Origin of the sequence: Butyrivibrio sp. AE2005, from assembly GCF_000686965.1 — a bacterium.
Lineage (GTDB): Bacteria > Bacillota > Clostridia > Lachnospirales > Lachnospiraceae > Butyrivibrio > Butyrivibrio hungatei_A.
The window spans coordinates 137,642-157,518 of sequence record NZ_JMMD01000006.1; the positions used below are offsets into that span (position 1 = coordinate 137,642).

A 19,877-nucleotide genomic window follows, 5' to 3' on the forward strand; every position below is an offset into this window, starting at 1 on the left:
GAGGGTGGATAATTTTTTTCACCCTCATTTGTCAAAATTAGGCCTGTTTATAACTTTTATCTTTTCAACACCTAATTTTTTGTTTTCAACACCTAAAAATTTGTAAAAAAGCCGCATAGATAGTATAATGGAATAGGTTTTACACTTTTCAACAGCTATTATTAATTCTTTTACTATATTTTTATATATATTTTATACTTTTTAAGTTCTGAAGGGAGTATGTGGTTAAATGAAAGTCGTTTGCTCAAAGTCGAATCTTATTAGTGGATTGCAGATTGTATCGAAAGCAGTTCCTTCTAAGACAACAATGTCTATTCTTGAATGTATATTGGTAGATGCAACAGAAGGAGTTATTAAATTCATCGCCAATGATATGGAGCTTGGTATTCAAACAATAGTTGAAGGTAACATTGAAGAAAGAGGATACATAGCAATCGATGCAAAGATCTTCGTAGATATTGTAAGAAAGCTCCCTGATAATGCAGTAACTATTGAATCAGACAGCTCAAACAAAGTAGTAATCAGTTGTGAAAAGGCAAAGTTCAACCTTATTGGAAGAAAAGGTGATGATTTCACATATCTTCCTTCAATTGAGAAAGTAGACGGAGTATCGGTTTCTCAGTTTACTCTTAGAAATGTAATTCAACAGACAATCTTTTCCATTTCTGAAAATGATGCAAATAAAATGATGGCAGGAGAACTCTTTGAAGTTGACAGAGATACTTTGAAGCTCGTTTCTCTTGACGGTCACAGAATTTCTATCAGAAAAGTAAAGCTTTCTGAAGAGTATTCATACAAGAAAGTTATTGTTCCCGGTAAAGCACTCGGTGAGATCAGTAAGATTCTCGGTGACAGCACTGAGAAGATGGTAAATATCTATTTTACTGACAAACATGTTCTCTTTGAGTTTGATAATACAGTTGTTGTTTCAAGACTTATTGAAGGCGAGTACTTCAGTATTGATCAGATGCTTTCAAGTGACTATGAAACAAAGATGAGCATTAATAGAAAAGAGCTGCTTGATTGTATAGACAGAGCTACGCTTCTTGTAAAAGAGGGCGATAAGAAGCCTGTAATCATATCTATTACCGATACAAACATGGAGTTAAAGATTAAGTCAACCATAGGAAGTATGGATGAAGTGATCGATATTGATAAGCAGGGAAAAGATCTTATGATTGGATTTAATCCCAAGTTCCTTATCGATGCACTTCGCGCAATAGAGGATGAAGTAGTTGATATTTATCTTGTTAATCCTAAAGCACCATGCTTTATTAGGGATAAGGATTCAACTTACACATATCTGGTATTACCTGTTAACTTCACAACAGTTGATTAATACTTACCAAAGGACCTGATTTAAGATGGAAATAGTAAAATTAAGAGAACAAGATGAATTCATAAAACTCGGACAGGCTTTGAAAAAAGCCGGTCTCGAGGGCTCAGGTGTTGATGCCAAAATGGATATACAAGCCGGTCTTGTAAAAGTAAACGGCGAAGTTGAGGTAAGACGCGGTCGTAAGCTATATGACGGAGACAGTTTTGAATATGACGGCGTACAGGTAAAAATAGAAAAATGATAATAAAATCATTGGAATTAGCTGACTTCAGAAATTATGAGAATATAAAGATAAACTTCAGCAGAGGAACTAACATACTGTACGGTGACAATGCGCAGGGCAAGACCAATATTTTGGAGGCAATCTTTGTTTCTGCAACAACAAAGTCACACAAAGGCAGTAAGGACAAGGAAATAATCAGATTCGGTAAAGAAGAAGCACATATCAGAACTATCTTGGAAAAAGATAATGCTGAATACCGCGTTGATATGCATCTTAGGAAGAATAAGTCCAAAGGAATCGCTATTGACGGGCAGAAGATAAAGAGGGCATCTGATCTGATAGGTCGGTTGAATGTTGTTTTTTTCTCACCGGAAGATCTGAGTATAATTAAAAATGGTCCTTCGGAAAGGCGCAGATTCATGGATATGGAGCTGTGTCAGTTGGATCAGATATATCTTAACAGTCTTTCCAAGTACAACAAACTGGTAGTCGAAAGAAATAAGATTCTAAAGGATCTTTTTGAACATCCTGAAAACAGCGTATTACTGGATGTTCAGGATAAGCAATTATTCGAATACGGATCCGTCATAATAAAGACAAGAGAAAAATTCATCAAAGATCTTAATGAAATAATAAGACCTATCCACGAGAAACTAACGGGAGAAAAAGAGACACTGTCTGTTTTTTATGAACCGAATGTAAAACTTGAGGAATTTGAAAGTAAGTTGAAGCAGGCAAGGAAAAAAGATACCTATGCCAAGCAGACAACAGTAGGACCTCATAAAGATGATTTTTCTTTTATGATTAAAAAAATGAATGCGGATGATGCGATAGATATCAGGAAATTCGGCTCACAAGGCCAGCAAAGAACCGCATCCTTATCACTTAAACTGTCAGAAATAGAGATAGTTAAGAGAGCAAAAAAAGAAAACCCGGTACTGCTTCTGGATGATGTTTTGTCAGAACTTGACAGCAACAGACAAAATTACCTTTTGAACACCATAGGAGATATACAGACAATAATAACCTGTACCGGTCTTGATGAGTTTGTTAATAACAGATTTGAAATAGATAAGCTGTTCAAAGTAACCGAAGGAACAGTAAGTAGTGAAAACTAAGGAACGGAGTAGAGCATGAGTAACGAAGAAGTACAGTATGGCGCTGACCAAATTCAGATTTTGGAAGGACTTGAAGCGGTCAGAAAAAGGCCCGGTATGTATATCGGAACTACAGCAAGCAGAGGATTGCACCACCTTGTATACGAGATTGTGGACAATTCTGTAGACGAAGCACTTGCTGGATTTTGTGATCATATCGAAGTAACAATTAACGAAGACAATACTATTATTGTAAAAGATAATGGTAGAGGAATCCCTGTTGATGTAAACCACAAGTCAGGTCTTACCGGCGTTGAGGTTGTATTTACAATACTTCACGCAGGCGGAAAGTTCGGCGGTGGAGGATATAAGGTATCAGGAGGACTTCACGGAGTTGGTGCTTCTGTCGTTAATGCGCTTTCTGAATGGCTTGAAGTTCAGGTTACAAGAGACGGAAAAGTATATGAGCAGAGATACGAAAGAGGAAAAGTTTGTTATCCTCTTAAGGTTGTTGGCGATGCTCCCGAAGGCGTTTCCGGAACAAGAGTATACTTTAAGCCCGACGCTCTTATTTTCAAAGAGACAACAATATATGATTACAACGTTTTGAAGCAGAGACTCAGAGAAATGGCATTCCTTACAAAGGGACTAAAAATTTCTCTTACAGATCTTAGAACTGAAGAAGGCGAAGAGCCTGTAGTTCAGACCTTCCACTATGAGGGTGGTATCAAAGAATTTGTTGAATATCTCAATAAGAGTAAGACAGCTCTTTATGAAGACATTATGTACTTTGAGGGAAATAAGAACAACGTTCAGGTTGAAGTTTCTCTTCAGCATAACGATTCATACACAGAGAGTATTTACACATTCGTAAATAATATCAATACTCCTGAAGGTGGTACACATCTCGAAGGATTTAAGGCAGCACTTACAAAGACCTTTAATGACTATGCAAGGTCAAATAAGATGCTTAAGGACAACGATGATAATCTTACAGGTGAAGATATCAGAGAAGGTCTTACAGCTATCATAAGTGTTAAAATTGAAGATCCTCAGTTTGAGGGACAGACAAAGCAGAAACTTGGTAACTCGGAAGCAAGAGGAGCTGTTGCCGGAATCGTAGGAGAGCAGCTTACATACTTCCTTGAGCAGAATCCAAGTGTTGCAAAGCAGATTCTTGAAAAGGCAATCCTTGCACAGAGAGCAAGAGATGCAGCAAGAAAAGCAAGAGATCTTACAAGACGTAAATCTCCTATTGACGGATTGGGACTTCCCGGAAAGCTTGCCGATTGTTCAGACAAAGATCCCAAGAACTGTGAGATATTCATAGTTGAGGGAGATTCCGCCGGCGGATCTGCTAAGACTGCACGAAGCAGAGCAACACAGGCTATCCTTCCTCTCAGAGGAAAGATTCTCAACGTAGAAAAAGCAAGAGTTGACAGAATATACGGAAATGCAGAGATCAAGTCGATGATCACAGCATTCGGAACAGGTATACATGATGATTTCGACATCAGCAAACTCCGTTATGACAAGATCATTATTATGACCGATGCCGATGTAGACGGTGCGCATATCGCAACACTTATGCTCACATTCCTTTACAGATTTATGCCCGAACTTATCAAAGAAGGACATGTATATCTTGCACAGCCGCCTCTTTATAAGCTTGAGAAGAACAAAAAAGTCTGGTATGCATACAGTGATGAAGAATTGAACAAAATTTTGGCTGATGTCGGAAGAGACCAGAACAACAAGATTCAGCGTTACAAGGGTCTTGGAGAGATGGATCCAGAGCAGCTTTGGGAGACAACAATGGATCCTGAGAGAAGAGTTCTTCTTAGAGTAAATATGGATGAGGAATCCGAATCTGATATAGACGTTACTTTCACAACACTTATGGGTGATAAAGTTGAACCCAGAAGAGAATTTATTGAAAAGAACGCGAAGTTTGTAAAGAACCTGGATATTTAAAGAACGTAAAAAGGAAAAGAAATGGCTGATAATAATAACAATAACAACAACGAACTGTCAGATGACGTTTTTGATAAAGTCACTACTGACAGAATAAAGGAAGTAGATCTTCAGAAGACAATGGAAGCAGACTACATCGATTATGCCATGAGCGTAATCGCATCACGTGCGCTTCCTGACGTAAGAGATGGTCTTAAGCCTGTACAGAGAAGAATTCTGTACTCTATGATCGAACTTAACAACGGTCCCGACAAGCCGCACCGTAAATGTGCGCGTATCGTCGGTGATACAATGGGTAAATACCATCCTCACGGTGACAGCTCTATTTATGGAGCCCTCGTAAATATGGCACAGCCCTGGTCAATGAGATGTTGTCTTGTCGACGGTCACGGAAACTTTGGATCTGTCGACGGTGACGGCGCTGCTGCTATGCGATACACAGAGGCACGTCTTACAAAGATCGCAATGGAGATGACTGCGGATATCGGAAAAGATACCGTAGACTTTACTCCGAACTTCGATGATACAGAAAAAGAACCTGCAGTTCTCCCCAGTAGATATCCTAACCTTCTGGTAAACGGAACAACAGGTATCGCGGTAGGAATGGCAACAAACATTCCTCCTCACAACTTAAGAGAGATAATCGCAGCGGTTGTTAAGATGATCGATAACCGCGTGCTTGAAGACAGAGAAACAGATATCGAGGAAATTCTTTCGATAGTAAAAGCTCCCGACTTCCCTACAGGTGGAATAATCCTTGGAACAAGAGGAGCGGAAGAAGCTTACAGAACAGGTAGAGGAAAAGTAATAGTAAGAGCCGTAACAGATATCGAGCCTATGCAGAACGGCAAGAACAGAATTGTTGTTACAGAGCTTCCTTACCTCGTAAATAAAGCAAACATGATCTCAAAGATCGCTGAGCTTGTTAAGCTTAAAAAGCTCGACGGAATAACAGCACTTCGAGATGAGTCTGACAGAGAAGGTATGCGTGTTGTAATTGAGCTTAGAAACGATGTTAACCCTAACATCATGCTCAATAAGCTTTATAAGCATACACAGATGCAGGATTCATTCGGAATCATCATGCTTGCGCTCGTAAATAACCAGCCTAAGGTTATGAGCATCACAGAGATGCTTAAGCACTACATCGCTCATCAGGAAGATGTAGTAACAAGAAGAACAAAGTATGATCTTAACAAAGCTGAAGAGCGAGATCATATCTTACAGGGATTGCTTATTGCCCTTGATAATATCGATGAAGTAATCAAGATCATAAGAGGCAGCGAGACAGTTGCTCTTGCTAAGGAACAACTCATGGCCCGCTTTGGTCTTACAGATGTTCAGGCTCAGGCAATTGTTGATATGAGACTTCGTACTCTCACAGGTTTGGAGAGAGACAAGCTTGAACAGGAACACGCTGAACTCCTTAAGAAAATCGAGGAATTAAAAGCTATTCTTGCAGACAGAAAGATACTTCTCGGAGTTATCAAGAAAGAGATAACAGAGATTTCCGATAAATACGGTGATGAAAGAAGATCACAGATCGGACATGACGATTCAGATATAGACATGGAAGATCTGATCCCTAATGTAAATACAGTAATTGCAATGACAAATCTCGGATATATAAAGAGAATGTCAATTGATAACTTTAAGGCTCAGAACCGTGGAGGAAAGGGAATCAAGGGAATTACCACAATCGATAATGACTTTGTGGAAGATATCCTTATGACGACCACCCACAATTATGTAATGTTCTTTACCAACACAGGTAGAGTTTACAGACTTAAGGTTTATCAGATTCCTGAGGCATCAAGAACTTCAAGGGGTATGGCAATCGTCAACCTCCTTCAGCTTGCTCCGGGAGAAAAGATTACAGCTATGATTCCTGTTAAGGGCTTTGAAGATGAGGATAAGAGCCTCTTTATGGTAACTAAGAAAGGTACTGTAAAGAAAACTCCTATCACTGACTTCATAAATGTCAGAAAGACAGGACTTGCAGCTATCAATCTTAGAGATGATGATGAACTTATTGAAGTTAAGAGTGTTCAGAAGGGTGCTGAAGTATTCCTTGTAACAAAGAACGGAATGTGTATCCACTTTGATGAGGAAGACGTAAGAGCAACCGGAAGATCATCAATGGGTGTAAGAGGTATGACACTCGACGATACAGATGAGATTGTCGGAATGCAGCTTAATACTCAAGGTGATTCACTTCTCATAGTTTCTGAAAAAGGATATGGAAAGAGAACAGTTCTCAGTGAGTTCAATAACCAGTTCAGAGGCGGAAAAGGTGTAAAGTGCTACAAGATAACCGAGAAGACAGGAGCTGTTATCGGTGTTAAGGCAGTAAATGAAGACAATGAGATCATGATGATCACAAATGCCGGAATCATTATTCAGCTTCGTATGGATGAGATAACTGTCCACGGAAGAGTAACATCCGGAGTTAAGATGATCAATCTTGACAAGGGAGTTACTGTAGCAAAAATTGCCAAAGTTAGAGAAAAAATCTCTGACGGAGATAAAGAACTCGATAATATCGATGAAGTAAACGACGGCGAGATAGACGAAAAGGCTTAATGTATTTCGAGTGATGGGGGAAGTATGAAAATCGGACTTGTAATCTCTGAACTAGAGGACAATGAAGTCAAGAAAATCTGTATAGGTGCTAATAAAGCGGCAGTTGACAAGGGGATAACCCTTGTCATCATGCCGGGTAAATACCTTGTAAATAATGACGATGTTGATGAAAAACATCCATACAGATTTCAGAACACAGCTCTTTTTAAATATGCAACAAAGCTTGGATTTGACGCGGTAGTAATTGATATTGAGCGAATCGGCAAGAATGTTGCCATCTTAAAGAAAGAGGCTCTTTTAAAGACCTTTTTTGAAATTCCTTTTCTGACTCTTACCGAGCAGGAAGGATATGTTGCTTCTAAAAAAATAATGTCCGATCACGGATATCTTGAACAGCAGGGATATCAGGCCATTTGTGATGCAGTGTCATATGCAGAGACAGGAAAGCTTTCAAATGAAGAGCCTTCCTGTGTTTTCTCATTCATAGAAGAGTCAGAAGCAGAGGCTCTTTCTGTAATTTCAGAAATAGGAACAAGACTTTTTAACCGAAAATTCGAGGTAGAAGGTCTTTATAAATCAATGGGACAGATAAATGCAGAGCATGGTGTGAAAAACTGCGGCCTGTTCCTGTATGACAAAAAGATAAGAAATACTTTCAAACATCCGTGGGAATTCCCCGAAAAAATTAGAATGAAGAGTGCGATTGTAGACGGAACCGAAATAGTAACCGGTAACAGCACTGAAATAGATACAGATAAGATATTAGAGGTCTTTGATAACGGTACGCCCAAAGTTCTTGTTGCCGGAAATATCTTTGTCGGCCAGTATCAGCTTGGACTTATGGTAACAGAGTTTAATCCAAGGATACTTATAAATAATTATTTTGACAGCCTTGTTGGAATAGTTACGGTAAGTTCCAGAGTTTCATACCTGGAGACAGAGATTGATAAGACACAAAAAGAACTTCTGGAAGTTCAGGAAGAACTTGCAAGGGACGACTCTGTTCTCGATCATATCGGAGGACAGGATTATCTGACGGGCGGACTTAACAGAAGAGGATTTTTTGCGAAAGCTTACGATTATCTCAAAGAGAATTTTGAAGCAGGAAAATATGCGGTTGTTGCGTATATAAGAATGGATTCTCTTAAGAAAATAAATGATGTATACGGACACAACGAAGGTGATCAGGCAGTAAGAGAAGTTGCAGAGATACTGGATATTGTGTTTAAAGATTGCATACACGGAAGAATTCGTGGTGATGAATTTGCAGCTATTTCGGTATCTTCAGAAGAAGGAATGGCGGAGAATTTCCGCGAGGAAATGTCATCTCAAAACGCAGCGCTTCTTGAAAGATCGAAGAGATATATCAATTACCTTCAGTATTCGGTCTGCGAATTCAGTTATGAAGACAATCTTTCTCTTAGAGAGATGTTAAAAGAAACAGACGAAAGTCTGCAGAGAGTAAAAGGAAATTTCTAACATGGGATTAAAGCTTGTATCATGGAATGTCAACGGACTGAGAGCATGTGTTTCAAAAGGCTGCTTTCAGGAATTTATGGATAACGAAAAACCTGATGTAATCTGCCTTCAAGAGACCAAACTTCAGGAAGGACAAATCAAAATGGATCTTCCCGGATATGAAGAATACTGGAACTATGCGGAGAAAAAGGGTTATTCGGGAACAGCTATTTTTACAAAAGAAAAGCCGATTTCTGTAACTTACGGACTTGGAATTGAAGAGCATGACCACGAAGGAAGAGTCATTACAGCTGAGTATAACGACTACTACCTAGTAACTGTCTATGTTCCTAATGCGAAAGAGGATCTTTCAAGACTTGAATACAGACAGGTTTGGGAAGACGATTTTCTTAAATATATTAAAAAGCTTGAAGAGACAAAGCCTGTAATTTATTGCGGCGACTTAAACGTAGCTCACAAGGAAATCGACCTTAAGAATCCTAAGACAAACAGAGGACATGCGGGCTTTACGGATGAAGAAAGAGCAAAGTTCGATAACGTTCTTGCAGCAGATCTTGTGGATACTTTCAGATATTTTTATCCCGACCTTGAGGGAGCATATTCATGGTGGTCATACAGATTCCATGCAAGAGAGAAGAATGCAGGGTGGCGTATTGACTACTTCGTTGTATCAAAGTCGCTCATGCCTTCCATAGAGGATGCCAAGATTTACAGTAACGCTCTTGGATCGGATCATTGTCCCGTCGGACTTATACTAAAATAAGAGTAATGAATCATGAATAATTTGATCTTTAGTTTAAATGCAACGCTTCCTGTTTTTCTTTTAATGATCTTTGGTTATCTGATGAATAGAATAGGGTTTATAGACGATAAAGCAGCTTCGTGGATGAACAAATTTGTTTTTAAGATTTCGCTTCCCATGCTGCTTTTTGTTGACCTTGCAGATCAGGATTTTAAGGGAACATGGAACGGAAAGTTTGTGCTTTTCTGTTTTATGGCAACAATAATAAGCATCGTAGTAATATTCGGTTTTTCTTTTCTTTGTGTAAAAGAGAAGGGAAAAAGAGGAGAGTTTATCCAGGGAGCGTACAGAAGCAGTGCTGCTCTACTCGGTCTTGCTTTTATTCACAATATCTATGGCGATGCAAGTACAGGAATGGGACCGCTTATGATACTCGGAAGTGTCCCACTTTACAACATCTGCGCAGTTATAATTCTGATGTTCACTGCAGAAAATGAAGGCGAAAGTGACAACAAGAATGAAATGATAAAAAAGACTGCGATTGGAATAGCCAAGAATCCGATCATCATTGGAATAATAATAGGTCTTTTGTGGTCGTTGTTCAGAATACCAAAGCCTGCAATACTTTCGACATTTACAGAAAATATCGCACGACTTGCAACTCCGCTGGGACTTATGTCGATGGGAGCTTCTTTTGAAATAAAAAAAGCGCTTAAGGAAATCAAACCTGCGCTTATTGCTACGTTTATAAAACTATTTGTTCTTGTCGGAATCTTTTTACCGATAGCGGTAAGTATGGGATTTATGGGCGAACAGATTGTTGCGATACTCATAATGCTTGGATCTGCAACAACAGTAAGTTGCTATATCATGGCCAAAAGCATGGGACATGAGGGAGTTTTGAGCAGCAGCATAATCATGATGACTACTTTAGGATGCTCTTTTTCCCTCACATTCTGGCTTTTTGTACTTCGTTCTATAGGAATAATCTGAGCTTGTCAGTATTTCTTTAGAAGTCTGTCTTTGACAGGAAAGATCTTATCTTACCCCAATAATTTGTGGGATCTGTAACTACTCCCTGAATGTGCCCCGATCCAAGGATTATGCAATACATCTTGTCACATTTTGCAGCTTCGTAAAGACGAGAGCACATCTGGGGATCTATCACCGCATCTTCATCACCATGTATGAAAAGTGTGGGAGTCTTTGATTTAGAAACCGCATCAATCGGTCTTACATCGTTAATATCAAATCCCGAGCGAAGATATATTATAAATCTTGCAAGTGCGACTATGATAGGAGCCGGAATGAAGGAGCCTTTCATAGTCTTATATGTTTTTGCAAACTGCTTTCTTAAATTTGAATAAGAACTGTCTGAGATAGCGGCTTTTACATTTTCCGGAAGGTGTTCACCTGTTGTCATAAGGACCGTTGCCGCACCCATAGACATTCCATGAAGAAGGATCGATGCCTGTGGATCTCTTTTTATAATCCAATAAATCCATTCCATTATATCAAGCCTGTCATCAAGGCCATATCCGACATACTTTCCCTCACTCTTTCCAAATCCGCGAAGGTCGGGAAGAAGACAATTTACATCAAGTGAAAGATAGTACTGCGCGTAGATTCCGTTATACTCATGGTTGTCCTTGATTCCGTGAACAAGAATAACGTATCTGTGCGAGTTACTGCTTGCAGGAATGTAGGTAGCGTGAAGCTTAAGACGGTCGATACTGTCTATGTACATATCCTGTTTATCTTTATGATTTCTTACGAACATTCTTCCGGCTGTAACAGCTTTATCATAATCGGGACTTTCGTCGGTATGCTGAACAGGTACGGATGTAAGCTTATAGATATAATTGGTGAGAGCATAAGCGCCACCAAGAAATGCAGAGAAAATGCCGAATTTAAGAACTGAATTTTTTTTGCTCATTTAAAGAATACCTCGTGTGTAAAGTTTTAAGGGCATCATCATTTAAGCCTCTCCAATATATATTATCATTTTTTTTACGGATAGAAGCATTTTTTGGTTTTCTTTTTGCAAAGAATGGAATATTATATTTATATAAATATAAACTATTTTAGGAGAATGTAAAATGAAAAAAGAAAACAAAGTAACATTGTGCATAGATAAAAGTTTTACCGTAGGAAAGGTGGACAAAAGAATCTACGGCTCTTTTATCGAGCATCTCGGAAGAGCGGTCTATGAAGGAATCTATCAGCCGGACAGCCAATTTGCTGATGAGAACGGATTTAGAAAAGACGTTATTGAGCTGGTAAAAGAGATCGATGTACCTGTAGTAAGATATCCCGGGGGAAATTTTGTCTCAGCGTTTAGATGGGAAGACAGCGTAGGACCTGTAGATGAGAGACCTGCGAGACTTGAGCCTGCATGGGGAGTAATCGAGAGCAACAGATTCGGACTTGATGAGTTCATGAACTGGTGTAAAAAAGTGGGTTCAGAGCCCATGTATGCGATAAACCTCGGAACAAGAGGAATCGAAGATGCCAAGAATGTTGTTGAATACTGCAACATTGAGAAAGGCACATATTACAGTGACCTCAGAATCAAGCACGGAGTTAAGGATCCATACAAGATAAAGCTCTGGTGCCTTGGAAATGAAATGGATGGACCTTGGCAGATTGGACATATGACACCTGAAGAGTACGGACTTAAGGCAGGACGTGCGGGACATCTTATGAAGATGATCGATCCTGAGATTGAGTGCGTAGTATGCGGATCTTCAGGAATCGGAATGCCTAAATTCGGCGAGTGGGAGAGAGTCGTTCTTGAAAACAGTTATGACAATGTAGATTACATCTCACTTCACACATATTATGACAATGAAGAGGACAATACTCCCAACTTCCTTGCAAGCAGCGTATCTATGGATAAGTTCATTGAGAGCGTCGTCAGCATCTGTGACTGCGTAAAGGCTACAAAGAGATCCGATAAGACAATAAATCTTTCATTTGATGAATGGAACGTATGGTATCACTCAAAGAAAAAAGATGCAGAGCTTGAGAAGTGGACTGAGCATCCACATCAGCTTGAAGAAGATTACAACCTTGAAGATGCTCTTCTTGTAGGTTCAATGATGATCACATTGTTAAGACACGCAGACAGAGTAAAGATTGCTTGTCTTGCACAGCTTGTAAACGTTCTCAGCCCTATAACAACAACCGATAACGGCGTGTTTAAGCACACAATCTTCTATCCATTCATGCAGGCAAGCAGATACGGAAGAGGCGAGGTTCTTAATACAATTGTTAAGGTGCCTGCTTATGAGTCAAAGCACGGAGATGCTCCCTATGTTGATTCTGTAGTAGTAAGTGATGAGGAAAACGGCGCACTTACTATATTTGCCGTAAACAAGGACCTTGAGGATGACTTTGACCTTACCTGCGACTTAAGACAGTTTGCGGACTACAAAGTTGTAGAACACAGCGTACTTACTCACAAAGATGTTAAGGCAGGAAATACAGAAAACAATCCTGATGAAGTAAAGCCTTCAGATAACACAAATGCAGCAACAAACGAGAATGGAGTGCTTAAGACAACACTTCCCGCAAGAAGCTGGAACGTTATAAGACTTAAAGTTTGATCAGAAATTATAAAAATTTCTTTCACAATATGGTATACTCTCTATGATGTAAGAAAACGGAGAGTATTAATGGGTTTTAATTCATTTACGTTTATATTGGTATTTCTTCCGATACTGATGATCGGTTGGCATACACTTAATAAATTACAGAAATATACGGTGGCAGACGTATTACTTATCATCATGTCATTGTATTTTTACTACACTTTCGGTGTGGATTTCCTGATCATTCTTTTTGTAAGTATTGGCGTTAACTATGCACTAAGTGCGCTTGTAAGCAAGATAGATTCAAGAAATACCGGAAATATATTTTTTTACAAAAAGCTCATAAAGGTAATAGGAGTGCTATTTAATTTAGGACTCCTATTCTACTTTAAATATCTTGGCTTTTTCGCCGACAATCTCAACGCAGTTTTAAAAACGGGACTGACAGTTGATAAGATAATCATGCCCATAGGAATCAGCTTTTTTACCTTTGGGCAGATTTCTTATATTGTTGACAGGGCAAATGGTGAAGCACCACACTACAATTTCATCGAATATGCGCTCTACACTGTCTATTTCCCGAAGCTTATACAGGGACCTATCGCATTCCATAAGGAGATGATTGACCAGTTCAGGGATAAGTCACTTAGGACCTACGATTCCATGAAATTCGCAGGTGGACTTATGTCTTTTGTAATAGGTCTTTCAAAAAAAGTAATTTTGGCGGATGTTCTCTCAAGAGTAGTAAACTACGGCTTTGAGCAGACATATTATCTTGATACTCTGACTGTTACGGCAGTTATGCTTGCCTATACTTTCCAGATTTACTTCGACTTTTCCGGATATTGCGACATGGCAAACGGTATCAGTCTAATGCTTGGATACAGGCTTCCTACAAACTTCAATTCACCTTATAAGGCAGCGTCCGCAAAAGAGTTGTGGCAGAGATGGCATATGACTTTGTCGCGCTTTTTTATCAAATATGTCTACATACCTCTTGGTGGTAGCAGAAAAGGAAGATACCGCACGATAGTAAATGTCCTCATAGTCTTTATTTTGAGCGGACTCTGGCACGGAGCAGGCTGGACATATGTTTGCTGGGGACTTATGCAGGGACTTTTGGTAGTATGGGATGATCTTGGAATAGTAAGTACCGAGAAAGAAGGAAAATTCCTTTTTAGAAAAGAACCGTTACTCGTAATTCCCAAGGCACTTGGAAGAGTAATGACATTTATAGCTTTTGTGGCTTCGCTTATATTCTTCAGATCGGAATCTGTGGAAAAAGCACTGGCAATGTTTAAAAGACTGTTCTTCTTTACTTATCCGGGATTCCTTACAAGAACTGCCGCAAACCTTGATATCGCGGAAAACTACGTTTTCAGACAGTTCCTGTCTCAACTTGGCGGAATAGATGAAAATATGATTTATATGATCACTATGTTGGTATATCTTGCGGTAAGCGGATTTATCATCACGAGAAAGAACACGGAAGAAATAATAGAAACAACAACATTTGATAAAAAGACGCTTATTGGAATCACAGTTCTTTTCCTGTGGTCGTTCGTATCATTGTCGGCAGTAAGTACGTTTATTTATTTTCAGTTTTGATTTTTTTAGAGAATATGGAAAAAGAAAACAGTTCAAAAAAGTTTATAAAAAGATTCCTTGTGGCTGTACTTGCAGTGGCCGTGCTTATCGCGGGTGTTGTTGTATTTTTTGACCCGTTCTATCATTACCACAAGCCCTGGTGCGGTCTTAAGGCGGTTCTAAATGACAAGGAATACCAGTGCGTGGGAACACTTAGGAATTTTGATTACAACGCGCTTTTGGTGGGATCTTCTGTAATGGAGAACAACGACAATGCCTGGTATGATGATGCTTACGGTGTTAAGTCGATAAAGGCAATAAGATCATACGGCGCAACGGCAGATCTTTGTTATTTATTGGATATTGCATATGAGAATCATGACCTTGACTATGTCTTTTATAACATAGATCCGTCGTCGCTTGTCGCAGATGCAGAGACAACCTTTGAAGCAGCGGGGTGTCCGATGTATCTCTATGATAAGAACCCTATAAATGATGTGAATTATCTGTTTAATAAGGACGTGTTGTTCGAAAAGATACCGTATCAGGTTGCAAACTCATTTATGGGAGACTACGACGAGGGACTTTCCTATAACTGGGCGAAGTGGAAAACTTTTGGAGCCGATCAGACTCTTTCGATCTACTTCCGGCAAAAGAATGTAGTTCCAATGCTTGATAAAGATGTGCATAAAGATAAAGTGTTGAAAAATATTGAACTACTTACAAAGCAAGTAAGAGAGCACCCTGATACAAAGTTCGTTTTCTTCTATCCCGCATATTCAATGCTTTGGTGGGACGGAGCCGTTAGGACAGGCGAAAGAGACGCATTTATCCAAAGCGAGAAGATGATGACAGAGGAACTTTTAAAATATGACAATGCGAAAGTTTTCTGTTTCCAGGGCGAAGAAGAAATAGTGACAAACCTTGATAACTACATGGATTCGATACATTTTTCTCCTGACATAAATAAGTTCATGCTCGATAAGATCATTGATGGGCAGAACGAGCTTACTGAGAGCAATTACAAGGAAAAACTTGATGAAGTAAAGGCATTATCTGAAAAGATAGTTAAAAAAATAATGCCGGAATATGAAGCAGAAGACCGTTTTGTATATGATATGACAGAATAATATATAGTTTATTTGCAAAAAAAATGGTATACTATCTGCACAGTGTTAAGAATTTTTTTACGGAAGAAGGAATAATCGTGAGTGATTCTGTTACAAAAAAAATCGTACTTACAGGAGGCGGAAGCGCAGGACATGTTACACCTAACATCGCGCTGATCCCCGCATTAAGAAAAGCCGGATATGATATCTATTACATTGGTTCATATAGCGGAATAGAAAAGAAACTGATAGAGGACTACAACGTACCGTATTTCGGAATAGCAACAGGAAAGCTCAGACGATACTTCGATCCGAAGAACTTTACGGATCCCTTCAGAGTATTAAAGGGATTTGCAGAAGCAAAGAAAATATTAAAAAAGATACAGCCTGACATAGTTTTTTCTAAGGGAGGCTTTGTAAGTGTGCCGGTAGTAAGAGCTGCAGGCGCGCTTAAGATACCTTATATCGTGCATGAATCCGATATGACCCCCGGACTTGCCAACAAACTCAGCATTGCAGGTGCCAACAAGATTTGCTGTAACTTCCCTGAGACAATGAGGCTTCTCCCTGCGGAGAAGGCAGTGCTCACAGGAACGCCCATAAGAGACGAGCTTGGAATGGGTGATGCCGCTGAAGGTAAGAAATTATGCGGCTTTGAAGATGATAAGCCGGTACTTATGGTAATCGGCGGAAGTTTGGGAGCACAATCCGTAAACGAAACAGTCAGATATGCTCTTCCAAGATTATTACCGAACTTCAATATTGTTCATATCTGCGGAAAAGAGAAAATGGATAACTTAAAGCTTACTCTTCCCGGATACAAGCAGTTTGAATATGTAAAGAATGAGCTTAAAGACATTTTTGCGATGGCAGATATTGTTGTATCAAGAGCCGGTGCAAACTCAATCTGCGAGCTTCTTGCGCTCAAAAAGCCAAATATACTGATACCTCTTTCAACCAAATCAAGCAGAGGTGACCAGATGCTAAACGCAAGGTCATTTGAACAGCAGGGATTCTCAATTGTTATTGACAATGACGACCTCGATGAAGATATACTTGTTGAATCAATAGAAGATCTTTACGAGAACCGTGAGAAATATATAGAAAACATGAGGAACAGTAATCTTCACAGTGCGACTGACACTATAGTCGGTCTTATAGACAATGAATTAAAAATTCAATAGCTGAAATTTTTTATCAAATCTTAATAGGGACTTTATTTGTATTTACATCATAAGGGTTATCATTATATGGTAGAGTATTTTCGAGTTTGAGGTGCGAATATGATAGATATCACATCTTATGTTAATGGATACAGTCCGGTAGGCGATATTATTGTCATGGCGGTAATCATCGTTATGGCAATTCTTATTCGTGTTACTTATATCAGGCAGAGTTCTGAATTTAAGATGTTTAAGGTGATATTGCTGTGTACGCTCATTGCGGCAATTTCAAATCTTGTATTTCGCCAGAATATGGGTAAACTTGGAGATTATCCTGTATTTTTACTCTACATTGAAAAATACATTACTCATTTTTCTGTTCTTTTCGCGCTTGCACTTTATCTTATATATATAAAGAATCAAATGAAACTCCCTGAATCAACGGGGCGGATGATTGACTTTATTTCAATCGCGGTTTTTACTGTCTTTGCATCTGTAGATCTGCTTGGAATGATGTTTGGGTTTGGATTTAGTATCATCGATTATGAGAATATTCAGCCCGGACAATATATCCCGGCATGCGGTTATCTTCTTTTCGCATTTCTTATACTTTGCATATTGATACGTTTTGGTAAGCATATGTATAGGCCTGTAGTAATAGCCCTATATGCTTCTATCTTCATGTCTTTTGTGATCACTTGCATTCAGCAGAAACACGATCAAAAATCATTTACTATATCAACACTGATTTTCCCTGCAATAGCAATAATGTATCTTATGCATTCCAACCCGTACAATCTTGAGACGGGCTCGCTTCATGCAGATTCACTTATTGAAAACATTGAGAATGCATTAAAGAAAAAGGATGATCTTCTTATTATTTTCCTCCATATTACTGAAGGCGACCGTAAGGGATATAAGTTTCCTAAAGAAATGAGAGATACGATCAGAGAAGTAAGCACATATATGTTTAAAGGAGCCAAACTATTTCAGGTTGCAGAAGGAAAAATAGCGCTCTCTGTTCGGCTTGCCATAAACTCGGATTATTCTAAGGGAATAGACAATATCATCAGCACATTTAATGAACAATACGCAATCTATAAGAAGGATTACAAGATGGTGATCATTCGTACCATGGATGAGCTTGATAAGGCTGATGACTACATACAGATGATAGATTATGTAGAAAACAGGATGCTTCAAAATGAAATTCATTATGTCAATGATGAGGATGTTGAAAGATATAAGAGCCACAAATACATAGTTGAACAGCTTGCTGATATCAACAGTAGAAAAGATTTAAGAGATCCTCGCGTACTTGTGTATTGCCAGCCTGTATATAACATAGAAACAGGAAAGTTTGATACCGCAGAAGCTCTTATGAGACTGAGGCTTGAGAAAATTGGAATGGTATTTCCGGACAGATTCATTCCCATTGCAGAGAAACACCATTATATCCATATTCTCAGTCTTATCATCTTTTCAAAGACCTGTAACGAGATAAGAAGACAGCTTGATGATGGATATTTCATCAAGAGAATATCAGTCAATTTCTCTATACTTGATTTTAAGGAAAAAGATTTTTGTGAGAACATAACCAAGATAGTACGTGACGCGGGAATCCCGTTTGATAAGGTGGCAATTGAGATTACAGAGAGTCAGAATGAAAAAGACTTCATGGCTCTAAAAGAAAAACTCTTTGAACTTAGGGATAGCGGAATAACCTTCTATCTTGATGATTTTGGAACCGGCTACTCCAATATGGAAAGAATCATGGAGCTTCCTTTTGACATAATCAAATTCGACCGTTCGCTTGTAATTGCAAGCGGATCCGATAATAAGTCAAAGACCATGGTAACACACATGGCGCACATGTTTAATGACATGAAATATGATGTTCTCTACGAAGGTGTAGAGGATGATAATGACCAGAACAGATGTAAAGAGATGTATGCAAGATACCTTCAGGGTTATAAGTACTCCAAACCCATTCCTATAGAGCAACTTTCCGAGTTTTTGGAGAGAGAAAATTTTGAATGAGTTTGTGAAAATTTATTTCAATATATCCTTAATTACGTTATACTTAAAAGGTGCAATTATTAATGGAGGCATTCTGTATGAATATTGTCAGCGAGAGAATAAAGAGTTGTTATAACGCACTTCCTTCATCGGAGAAGAAAGTTGCGGATTATATTCTCGAGAGGAAGGATGATCTTTTTCAATATCCTATAAAAGATCTTGCACGTTTGTCCGGAACTACGCAGGCGGCATGGACGCGCTTTGCACAGGCTATTGGTTATGACGGTCTTAAAGACCTTAAGAATGCTTACTATACGGAAGCAAATTCTTCTCTTACAGTAGCTGATAAAGGACCGAAGATTTCATTTAAGGATGTCAATGAGTATACATCGCTTCAATCGATTGCAGATAACATCTGCGCTACAAGCGTTCAGGCAGTACAGACTACGTACAGGCTTTTTGACGCAGGAACATTTAATGATGCAGTAGATAAGATAATAAATGCCAAGCAGATACAGATATTTGGCGTAGGTACGGCAGGACTTGCCGCATACGATCTTTATTGCAAATTACTCAGAATTCATTATAATGTTGTATTTAATCAGGATCAGCATCTTAGCCTGATGACCGTTTCGCAGATAGGACCTGCGGACGTTGCTATATTTTTTAGCGATAATGCCAGAAACAAGCAGATCATGCAGCTTTTCACAGCCGCAAAGGATGCGGGAGCAACGACCATTGCCATAACAAAGCTTGGCAATAACGCGCTTACGACCAGATGTGACTATGTTCTTTTTGCGACCTCACCTGAGATTGATAAAAAGAGCGGAATAACAAGCTCAAGATTTGCACAGCTTTTCCTGGTAGATACGTTGTACACCGCGATAGCAAATCGCGACTATGATAAAATAGAGAAGTATCTCGCATTGTCATACGAGATATTTTCAGAACCACAGTGGGAGTGAGGAG

Annotated in this window: 15 protein-coding genes; 14 read left to right on the forward strand and 1 reads right to left on the reverse strand. The window is 39.0% G+C overall.

Annotated elements, in window-relative coordinates:
- Window positions 1-229 precede the first annotated feature (229 nt).
- Genes dnaN through DL92_RS0107375 form a run of 8 tightly spaced genes read left to right on the forward strand, consistent with a single transcriptional unit; the run spans window position 230 to window position 10,430 of the window.
- On the forward strand, window positions 230-1,339 hold the full coding sequence (gene dnaN, locus DL92_RS0107340; protein ID WP_026656296.1) for a DNA polymerase III subunit beta: 1,110 nt from the start codon (window positions 230-232) through the stop codon (window positions 1,337-1,339).
- 25 nt (window positions 1,340-1,364) lie between these two features.
- Window positions 1,365-1,580, forward strand: a complete 216-nt coding sequence (locus tag DL92_RS0107345) for an RNA-binding S4 domain-containing protein (protein WP_026656295.1) — start codon at window positions 1,365-1,367, stop codon at window positions 1,578-1,580.
- The gene (recF, locus tag DL92_RS0107350) at window positions 1,577-2,680 is read left to right on the forward strand and encodes a DNA replication/repair protein RecF (protein WP_026656294.1); all 1,104 of its coding nucleotides are present in this window, start codon (window positions 1,577-1,579) and stop codon (window positions 2,678-2,680) included. The genes DL92_RS0107345 and recF overlap by 4 nt, the downstream gene beginning before the upstream one ends.
- 15 nt (window positions 2,681-2,695) lie before the next feature.
- Entirely contained in the window at window positions 2,696-4,633 is a 1,938-nt protein-coding gene (gene gyrB, locus DL92_RS0107355; RefSeq protein WP_026656293.1) for a DNA topoisomerase (ATP-hydrolyzing) subunit B, read from the forward strand.
- A 21-nt stretch (window positions 4,634-4,654) separates the two neighbouring features.
- Window positions 4,655-7,216, forward strand: coding sequence for a DNA gyrase subunit A (gene gyrA, locus DL92_RS0107360; RefSeq protein WP_026667313.1), 2,562 nt, complete (start codon window positions 4,655-4,657; stop codon window positions 7,214-7,216).
- 24 nt (window positions 7,217-7,240) lie between these two features.
- Entirely contained in the window at window positions 7,241-8,695 is a 1,455-nt protein-coding gene (locus DL92_RS0107365; RefSeq protein ID WP_026667314.1) for a GGDEF domain-containing protein, read from the forward strand.
- 1 nt (window position 8,696) lies between these two features.
- Window positions 8,697-9,458 carry an exodeoxyribonuclease III gene (locus DL92_RS0107370; protein WP_034462119.1) on the forward strand — a complete coding sequence of 254 codons (762 nt, stop codon included), beginning with the start codon at window positions 8,697-8,699 and terminating at the stop codon, window positions 9,456-9,458.
- A 12-nt stretch (window positions 9,459-9,470) separates the two neighbouring features.
- Window positions 9,471-10,430, forward strand: coding sequence for an AEC family transporter (locus DL92_RS0107375; protein WP_026667315.1), 960 nt, complete (start codon window positions 9,471-9,473; stop codon window positions 10,428-10,430).
- A 16-nt stretch (window positions 10,431-10,446) separates the two neighbouring features.
- Here the strand turns inward: DL92_RS0107375 and DL92_RS18580 are convergent, their stop codons facing one another.
- Complete coding sequence (locus tag DL92_RS18580; RefSeq protein ID WP_051625258.1) at window positions 10,447-11,373, reverse strand: alpha/beta hydrolase; 927 nt, start codon at window positions 11,371-11,373, stop codon at window positions 10,447-10,449.
- Between the two features lie 163 nt (window positions 11,374-11,536).
- Here DL92_RS18580 and arfA point away from each other — a divergent pair, with 163 nt between their 5' ends.
- From arfA to DL92_RS0107410, 6 genes are all read left to right on the forward strand, one after another.
- Window positions 11,537-13,045 (forward strand): arabinosylfuranosidase ArfA, encoded by a 1,509-nt coding sequence (gene arfA, locus DL92_RS0107385; protein ID WP_026656287.1) that lies wholly within the window; start codon window positions 11,537-11,539, stop codon window positions 13,043-13,045.
- A gap of 69 nt (window positions 13,046-13,114) precedes the next feature.
- Entirely contained in the window at window positions 13,115-14,638 is a 1,524-nt protein-coding gene (locus DL92_RS0107390; RefSeq protein WP_026667316.1) for an MBOAT family O-acyltransferase, read from the forward strand.
- Window positions 14,639-14,652: 14 nt separating this feature from the next.
- Window positions 14,653-15,747: a hypothetical protein gene (locus DL92_RS18585; RefSeq protein ID WP_034468651.1), complete on the forward strand. Its 1,095-nt coding sequence runs from the start codon at window positions 14,653-14,655 to the stop codon at window positions 15,745-15,747.
- 77 nt (window positions 15,748-15,824) lie between these two features.
- The gene (locus DL92_RS0107400; protein WP_026656284.1) at window positions 15,825-16,910 is read left to right on the forward strand and encodes an undecaprenyldiphospho-muramoylpentapeptide beta-N-acetylglucosaminyltransferase; all 1,086 of its coding nucleotides are present in this window, start codon (window positions 15,825-15,827) and stop codon (window positions 16,908-16,910) included.
- A 99-nt stretch (window positions 16,911-17,009) separates the two neighbouring features.
- Window positions 17,010-18,929 (forward strand): EAL domain-containing protein, encoded by a 1,920-nt coding sequence (locus tag DL92_RS0107405; protein WP_026667317.1) that lies wholly within the window; start codon window positions 17,010-17,012, stop codon window positions 18,927-18,929.
- A 77-nt stretch (window positions 18,930-19,006) separates the two neighbouring features.
- Window positions 19,007-19,873, forward strand: coding sequence for a MurR/RpiR family transcriptional regulator (locus DL92_RS0107410; protein WP_026656282.1), 867 nt, complete (start codon window positions 19,007-19,009; stop codon window positions 19,871-19,873).
- Window positions 19,874-19,877 lie beyond the last annotated feature (4 nt).

Coding starts and splice junctions, on each gene's coding strand:
- dnaN (WP_026656296.1), top strand. CDS start 230: ATGAAAGTCGTTTGCTCAAAGTCGAATCTTATTAGTGGATTGCAGATT.
- DL92_RS0107345 (WP_026656295.1), top strand. CDS start 1,365: ATGGAAATAGTAAAATTAAGAGAACAAGATGAATTCATAAAACTCGGA.
- recF (WP_026656294.1), top strand. CDS start 1,577: ATGATAATAAAATCATTGGAATTAGCTGACTTCAGAAATTATGAGAAT.
- gyrB (WP_026656293.1), top strand. CDS start 2,696: ATGAGTAACGAAGAAGTACAGTATGGCGCTGACCAAATTCAGATTTTG.
- gyrA (WP_026667313.1), top strand. CDS start 4,655: ATGGCTGATAATAATAACAATAACAACAACGAACTGTCAGATGACGTT.
- DL92_RS0107365 (WP_026667314.1), top strand. CDS start 7,241: ATGAAAATCGGACTTGTAATCTCTGAACTAGAGGACAATGAAGTCAAG.
- DL92_RS0107370 (WP_034462119.1), top strand. CDS start 8,697: ATGGGATTAAAGCTTGTATCATGGAATGTCAACGGACTGAGAGCATGT.
- DL92_RS0107375 (WP_026667315.1), top strand. CDS start 9,471: ATGAATAATTTGATCTTTAGTTTAAATGCAACGCTTCCTGTTTTTCTT.
- DL92_RS18580 (WP_051625258.1), bottom strand. CDS start 11,373: ATGAGCAAAAAAAATTCAGTTCTTAAATTCGGCATTTTCTCTGCATTT.
- arfA (WP_026656287.1), top strand. CDS start 11,537: ATGAAAAAAGAAAACAAAGTAACATTGTGCATAGATAAAAGTTTTACC.
- DL92_RS0107390 (WP_026667316.1), top strand. CDS start 13,115: ATGGGTTTTAATTCATTTACGTTTATATTGGTATTTCTTCCGATACTG.
- DL92_RS18585 (WP_034468651.1), top strand. CDS start 14,653: ATGGAAAAAGAAAACAGTTCAAAAAAGTTTATAAAAAGATTCCTTGTG.
- DL92_RS0107405 (WP_026667317.1), top strand. CDS start 17,010: ATGATAGATATCACATCTTATGTTAATGGATACAGTCCGGTAGGCGAT.
- DL92_RS0107410 (WP_026656282.1), top strand. CDS start 19,007: ATGAATATTGTCAGCGAGAGAATAAAGAGTTGTTATAACGCACTTCCT.